Source organism: Bradyrhizobium cenepequi, from assembly GCF_020329485.1.
GTDB classification, from domain to species: domain Bacteria; phylum Pseudomonadota; class Alphaproteobacteria; order Rhizobiales; family Xanthobacteraceae; genus Bradyrhizobium; species Bradyrhizobium cenepequi.
This window is the reverse complement of the sequence record NZ_JAGKJI010000019.1, coordinates 117,855-123,948: the sequence shown is the minus strand read 5'-3', so window position 1 is coordinate 123,948 and position 6,094 is coordinate 117,855. Positions and strand designations below refer to the sequence as shown.

Sequence of the window (6,094 nt, the reverse complement as noted above, 5' to 3'; positions counted from 1 at the left end):
ACCGAGGTCGAGGCGACGAGGATGCCGTTCTGCTCGATCGTGCGGCCGGCGAGCGTGATGTCGCCCCGCGAACTGAAGACCATGCCGTCATTGCGGACCAGCCCGGCGCGGCTGCCGGCGTCGAACAACGGCGCGATCTCGTTGCCACGCGTCGTCGAGGGCTGGTTGGCGTCCGTGCCATAGCCGCGCCGCAGCACGAAGTCATCGCCCGCCGCGAGCTGGGTCTGGCCGTTGGGCGTGGTGATCGCGCCGGCATTGATGACCTGCCCGCCCATCAGCAGCACGAACCCGCCGCCGGCTTTGACGGAGCCTGGTGCATGCGTTTGGATCTGGGCCCCTGCCTCGACCGCGACGACGCCGCCGCCGGTGCCGTTGCCGAGCAGCGCGGCCGCATCGGTGAAGCTCGGCGTCCAGGTGGAGCCGGTCTGGGTCGAATAGATGCCGCGCAGGAACTGATCGTTCGAGATCTTCGCGGTCGATGCGATCAGCGCACCGACATTAATCTGGCTGCCGCTACCGAAGATGATCCCGTTCGGATTGATCAGATAGACCTGTCCGTCAGCCCTGATCGAACCCAGGATCTCGCTCGGCGCCCCCGTCGCCGTGATCCGGTTCAGCGCCACCCAGTCGGAGTTGCCCTGCTGGTTGAAATTGACCGTGGTCTGCGCGCCGACATTGAACGTCTGCCAGTTCAGGATCGCCTGCGGCGCGGTCTGCTGGATGCCGACCACCGTCCGGCCGCCGCTCGCGGCCTCCGTCGGCGTATTGGCGCCGCTCCACCCCGCCGCCATGTCCGGCACCAGACCGCCCGGCGTTAGTCCGTTAGGACTATTGATGTTCAGCGTTGCGGAATGCGGCACACCCTGCGCCGCCGCGCGCGCCGCATCCTGCAAGCTCCGCATCGCCTGCAACGCCTGCGTCGCGCGGGTGAGCGATTGCTTGACCTGCTGGGCCGCTTGTGCCGCCCGCTGCGCATTCGCGACCGCATCGTTGGTCGCCGTCAGCGGCGCGCTCACCGAATTGGCGCCGAGCGGACGCGCAACGGCTCCCTCGACACCTCCCAGCGCAAGCGCCAGTGCACTGACACCGGCGAGCAATGTGGCGCGGCGCATGTTGCGACAGGTGGGGATCGACGAAGCGACGGCAGCGGGACGGGACATGGGGCGCGCACTCTTCAAGAGATAGAGCCGGGCTACGCTGTTCTGGCGCCGCTCGGTCGTCGGGGCGTTCCCGACCACCTAAAGACGATTCAGCCCCCTATGAGAGGAAATGGATTCAGCAAATAATTGGATCGAGGCTGTCGATCTCTCGTTTTCCCGCGAAAACGGTTTGCATAATCAACAGACCACTTGTCTCTAAACGTATTATGACATCAGGTCAGCACAACGAAGCCACCGCCGAGCGGTGTGGCCTTGGCGCCGAAAACTTCCTGGAACTGAATCAAAACGGCATCGAGACGGTCGAGCTTGAAACGCGCCGATACTCGGCGTTCGCCGAGCGTCGCATTCATCAGAATGATCCGGCCGGCGCGATAGCGGTTGACCTCCTCGATGACATGCGCCAACGGCTCATCCTGAAAGATCAGAAGTCCGTCGCGCCAGGCAGCCACGACTTCGGGGGCAACCGCGGCAATTGGTCCGAGATCACGCGCGGCATAGCTGATCTGCTCGCGCGGCCGGAGGGTTGCCATGCGTCCACGACAATCGACTTCGACCATCCCGGCAAGACACGCCACGCGCACCTCGGCGCCATCGCTGCGCACGGTGAACTGTGCATTGCTCGCTGCGACCTGCCCCGCTGCGGCATGCACGACTACTGGGCGCTGTCCAGCCGACACCGCGGCTTCACCGGCGATCAGCTCGATGTTATCGGCCGTCTCTGTTCGCTTTCCGACGTTCAGGCTCGTGCGTGTGTTGAGCTCGATCGAAACCCGATCCGCCAGCTCGATCTTGCGTTGCTCGCCGGTTCCAGTGCGGTAATCCGCTGCCAATTCGCCGAGGCCAGGCCACAATTCAAGAGGCGGCCGGACGACCATGACGCCGGCGGCAGCCGCCGAGGCGGCCAATGCACCGCCCAGAAACGCACGGCGCCCGATCCGCCGGTCGATGATCGGGATTCGAATTGTTGCAGCCCTGTCTGCCGGATACGCTGCCGTCTCCAATGGAGATCCAAGCATGCCCCACAACTGGCAGGCTTGCGCATAGGCTTGCGCGTGAAGTGGACTTTCCGCGCGCCAGCGTTCGAGCGCACGCAGGTCCGCTTCCGTCACCCTCCCGGTGGAAAGATGCACGACCCAGTCCTTGGCCTGGCGTCGCAATGCTTCATGCGGGACGGACCGTTCGTCCATCGTCATCGCCGGATATCCATTCACCGTCCATGATCCCGCTTTGGTGACGGGGATATGGGTGGAAGATGGTTTGCTTTATCTATAGACGTTTGTGACGAGCCGGACAGGAAACGATTTGTCGTATCTTTTTCAAGATGGGCTTCGCAAAGGTCGAGCGCGCGACGCAATTCTATCCGCACCATGCGCGCCGTGATGCCAAAACGGTCCGCAATGTCCTGCTGAGATTGTCCCCGAAGCCGTCCGGCGATCAGGATTTCACGGGTGCGCTCAGGCAGGGCGTCGATTGCCGCCTGCAGCGCTTCTACTTGGAGGCGCGCTTCAGCCTCACGCTGCGGCCCCGGCGCCGGATCAGGAATTTCAAGGGCGGCCTGCACGTCGGCGCGGCGCGCGCGCCTCGTCTCCACACGGCGACGATCGGTCGCGATATTGACCGCCGTACGCATGACATAACCGGCAGGACTATGGATGGAGGCGGCCTCATCCTGGCGATGGAGCTGCAGCCACGTCTCGTTCAGGCTTTCGCTGGCGAGTTCTTCCGAGCCCAAGCGACGCGTCAGGCGAGCCCTGAATTCGTCATATCGGTTGGCGAGCAGATCACGAAGCGCCGCCCAAGTCGTGTTGCCCATTGGCCCGCCCGGTACTCAAGACTGCGCCAGCAAACGTTGCTTTGAAATCTTCACAAATTCAAGCGTGTGACGCGAATCCGAGCGTGTCGGAAAGAAGGAAAATCTTGGTAACAAAGAAATGTAACAGTTAGACAACACGGCCCAATACCGGAGGCGCCCGCCGAACATGCCTGGCAGATTGGGTTGTTCACCGCTCGCCGCTGCACTCCAGAGGTTGCAGCGGCGAGCGCGGCACGATCGTGAGGGTGATCGGTTGCGTCATGCCGGCCGGCGGCAGGACAGCGATCTGCACGTTCTGTAATTGCGCGATCAATGCTACGTCACGCCGTGCATTGCCGCTTGAGCCGAGCAAGGATGCGCGCTGCAGAGCACCCGTAGGCGTGATCCAGAGTTGCAATGCCATCCGATAGCCGCCTGGCCGCGTATCGGTGTTCCCGCACAGTGCGCCGAGGACGCCTGCCTGCAACGCGCCCAGGAATCTCGCGTCTGGAACGATGGAAGCGGCGCTCGCAGGATGTTCGCGGAGCGTGGGCACGATCGTAATCGCATCCACATCGGTCCTGCGACCAACAAGGCCAGTGCCGGCCAACAGGGCTCGCAAGGCCGCCTCCTGGGTGAACGAACCCTTGATTGCCGCCGACGTCCTGCCCGCGGCCAGGGCCGTCTCATAGAGAACCTGCACGCCGGTTGTTGCCCCATAGGTGCCAAGCGCAGCCGCAAGCGGTTGCGACGGAATATCAAAGACCACCTCCTCACCGCCCTGCGTGGTCTCGTACCTTTGCTGGGCGAGCACGCAAAGACCGCTCCATGCCAGCAACAAGGAGGCGACGAGGGCGCAGGCGAAATCCGCCGTCAGTGCAGTTCGACGTAGCATTCGGATATAACTTCATCCACCCCGCGCACCTGAGAGCGGCAGATCTCTTCGGTTTCGGCAGATCCGCATCGGCGCGGCATTCTTATCGCCATTCCTTGCGCAGCGTAAGGGACCTTCTGGTTGTGTGAGACAGCGATTCGCCATGGACTTGCAGTTGTCGTCGCGGAGGTCGCGTGATTTAGAGTTCTCTAGAACACGCTCGGATCATGGTTGCTCCGGCAAGTATATGAGACAATCGATGAAGTCGACGCATTTGCCTAGGCGCAAGAGCCAACGCTTGCCGCCTTATGGCCGATACCGTCAACGGCTATCAATCCTTGGTCAATCGATTTTTTCGCCGATGAGTTCAAGGTTGCTGGACACGCCCGTTGCGAGATTGCTCGCGCTTGATAAGAAACGCTCCGCGAATATCGCCGATGGGTCCGCGCCGCCTTCAGCCGCGGTGGCGCGTGCGCGCTCTGTCATGGCGCCGGGACCGCAAAGGTAGGCGTCTGTTTCGGCGAGTTTTCTGTTCCCAATCAAATCCGTGACCAATCCCGAGTGCATGTTTGCGTTCGACGTGCCTTGCGCGACCGCGACCCGAAGCTCAAAATCTGGGAATGTCTGCGCGCGCTCGGCCACGGTGCTGTTTCTGTTCATCCACCCTGCGTTTCTCGCCATTGATTCCACGCTCGAAGAAGCGGCCCGCATGGCAGGAGCCAACGGATGGCGCATCAACCTGCCGCTGCTGATGCCCGCGTTGCTGGCCTCGGGCATCCTGTCCTTTGTGGTGGCGATGGAGTCGTTCGAGATACCGCAGCTATTGGGCACTCCGGCCAATATCGTCGTGTTCACGACCCGGATCTACGATCTTGCCTATGGTGGGCGTGTCTCCAATTTCGGCGCGGCGACGGTTCTGGCGTTGACCCTGCTTGTTTTGACGGGCGGTCTGATTTTCGTACAGGCGCGGCTGCTACGTGGCCGGTCCTACACCACAGTATCGGGTCGAGGCTTCAAGGGGCGATCGATTCAATGGGTTATACGCTTGGTGCGCTCGAAGCGTTCCGAACTTCCTATGACAACGTTAATTTCATTGATCTTTTTGGCCTGAAAAACGTCGATTGGGGCCCGGTGTGGGTCTCGTTTTGGGCTCAGGCCATGAAGATACGATTCGTCCCGCACATCGCGGCGGAAATGATCGGCGCCTACATGGAGATCGCTGATTGAACCACTCAGTGGTGGCGCAAGGCTCGCTCAATGTCCCGATCTTGGGCGCGATTGATCTTCTCGATCGAGCGCTTGTACTGCACCGAACTCTCGCGCTTTACCAATTCATCATTTTTGCTCGGGGGCGATACGCGATTCTGGTCGTTCATCGGGCGTTCCTTTGGAGCAAGAGGTCAGGGTCGCATCAACAAACTCTTGGTTGATGCCTGAGTTGATTGGCACCTTCTCAAGTTCCTCGCGGCGCGCGGCAACAACAGCAGAGTTTTTTGCTAGACGCTCTGTTTCATCGTCGGGATACTCGTCTCGGTGTATCGCCATGATCGCCGCGGAGCGCGCGCTGTCGAGCAGGATCTCTTCCTGGACGGACATGGGAAAGACGAGGGACGCTCCCTCCAAAAAAGCAAAAAACTCGAGCGCGTATTCCTTGACGGTATTGAAGCTCTTCTTGCCCAATTCAGTGCGGAAGGTCTTCACCACGATCTCCCAAGGCACTCGCATGATATCCGCGGAATCAAAGATCATGATGCCTACTGGTTGGTGATCAGACAGCTGGAAGATCTTGTTAGATCCTTTGAAGTACCGTTCCTCGTACTTGTCGCCGGTCCACTGACTCACCGTCGCCGCACTGTCGGCCGCCAGCACGACAGCTAGGCGGTTCATTATGCAGACCTCTGCGGTCATTGATTCTGCCTCTCCCCCGAAAGCGAAGCGAGCTAAGCGCAAGTAGTAAGCGCGAGCAAGAAGGACATTGGAGAGAGAGATTCGGTGCCTATCGCGGCCATCGAATGGAGCCCAAGCTGGGGCCCAATTTCAGCAATTTTCAGCGAAACAAGCGCGCCGACCCCTTAAATTTCAATATCTTGCGAGCGCGATAGGAAATTATTCTTGGTGCGCTCGGAGGGACTCGAACCCCCACGATGTTACTCACTGCCACCTCAAGGCAGCGCGTCTACCAATTCCGCCACGAGCGCTTGGGATGCGGAGGGAACCCTTAAGGCCCGCCGCCGGATCAACGGCGCGGGATGTAACAAATCGGAAGGT

General features: G+C 60.9%; 7 protein-coding genes and 1 tRNA gene. 1 reads left to right on the top strand and 7 read right to left on the bottom strand.

Annotated elements, in window-relative coordinates; all coding sequences use genetic code 11:
- The 5 genes from J6497_RS20950 to J6497_RS20930 form a co-directional block, all read right to left on the bottom strand.
- The coding region (locus J6497_RS20950; protein WP_225706173.1) for a two-partner secretion domain-containing protein at nt 1–1,160 on the bottom strand (1,160 nt) is incomplete at its 3' end.
- Between the two features lie 212 nt (nt 1,161–1,372).
- The gene (locus J6497_RS20945) at nt 1,373–2,347 is read right to left on the bottom strand and encodes a FecR family protein (RefSeq protein ID WP_225706172.1); all 975 of its coding nucleotides are present in this window, start codon (nt 2,345–2,347) and stop codon (nt 1,373–1,375) included.
- A gap of 20 nt (nt 2,348–2,367) precedes the next feature.
- Complete coding sequence (locus J6497_RS20940; protein ID WP_225706171.1) at nt 2,368–2,973, bottom strand: RNA polymerase sigma factor; 606 nt, start codon at nt 2,971–2,973, stop codon at nt 2,368–2,370.
- Nucleotides 2,974–3,160: 187 nt separating this feature from the next.
- Nucleotides 3,161–3,847, bottom strand: a complete 687-nt coding sequence (locus J6497_RS20935; protein WP_225706170.1) for a secretin and TonB N-terminal domain-containing protein — start codon at nt 3,845–3,847, stop codon at nt 3,161–3,163.
- A 321-nt stretch (nt 3,848–4,168) separates the two neighbouring features.
- Nucleotides 4,169–4,486, bottom strand: coding sequence for a ferredoxin reductase domain-containing protein (locus J6497_RS20930; protein WP_225706169.1), 318 nt, complete (start codon nt 4,484–4,486; stop codon nt 4,169–4,171).
- Here J6497_RS20930 and J6497_RS20925 point away from each other — a divergent pair.
- Nucleotides 4,470–4,937 carry an ABC transporter permease family protein gene (locus J6497_RS20925; RefSeq protein ID WP_225706168.1) on the top strand — a complete coding sequence of 156 codons (468 nt, stop codon included), beginning with the start codon at nt 4,470–4,472 and terminating at the stop codon, nt 4,935–4,937. The two genes, J6497_RS20930 and J6497_RS20925, sit on opposite strands and share 17 nt — an antisense overlap.
- Before the next feature lie 224 nt (nt 4,938–5,161).
- On the opposite strand, the gene J6497_RS20920 is transcribed toward J6497_RS20925, so the two are convergent.
- Both J6497_RS20920 and J6497_RS20915 read right to left on the bottom strand, forming a co-directional pair.
- Nucleotides 5,162–5,734, bottom strand: coding sequence for a hypothetical protein (locus J6497_RS20920; protein ID WP_225706167.1), 573 nt, complete (start codon nt 5,732–5,734; stop codon nt 5,162–5,164).
- A 205-nt stretch (nt 5,735–5,939) separates the two neighbouring features.
- A tRNA-Leu gene (locus J6497_RS20915) sits at nt 5,940–6,024 on the bottom strand.
- Nucleotides 6,025–6,094 lie beyond the last annotated feature (70 nt).

Bases quoted from the DNA above. Each gene is read 5' to 3' on its own strand.
- J6497_RS20930 (WP_225706169.1), bottom strand. From the start codon at position 4,486: ATGAACAGAAACAGCACCGTGGCCGAGCGCGCGCAGACATTCCCAGAT.
- J6497_RS20920 (WP_225706167.1), bottom strand. From the start codon at position 5,734: ATGACCGCAGAGGTCTGCATAATGAACCGCCTAGCTGTCGTGCTGGCG.
- J6497_RS20945 (WP_225706172.1), bottom strand. From the start codon at position 2,347: ATGGACGAACGGTCCGTCCCGCATGAAGCATTGCGACGCCAGGCCAAG.
- J6497_RS20940 (WP_225706171.1), bottom strand. From the start codon at position 2,973: ATGGGCAACACGACTTGGGCGGCGCTTCGTGATCTGCTCGCCAACCGA.
- J6497_RS20935 (WP_225706170.1), bottom strand. From the start codon at position 3,847: ATGCTACGTCGAACTGCACTGACGGCGGATTTCGCCTGCGCCCTCGTC.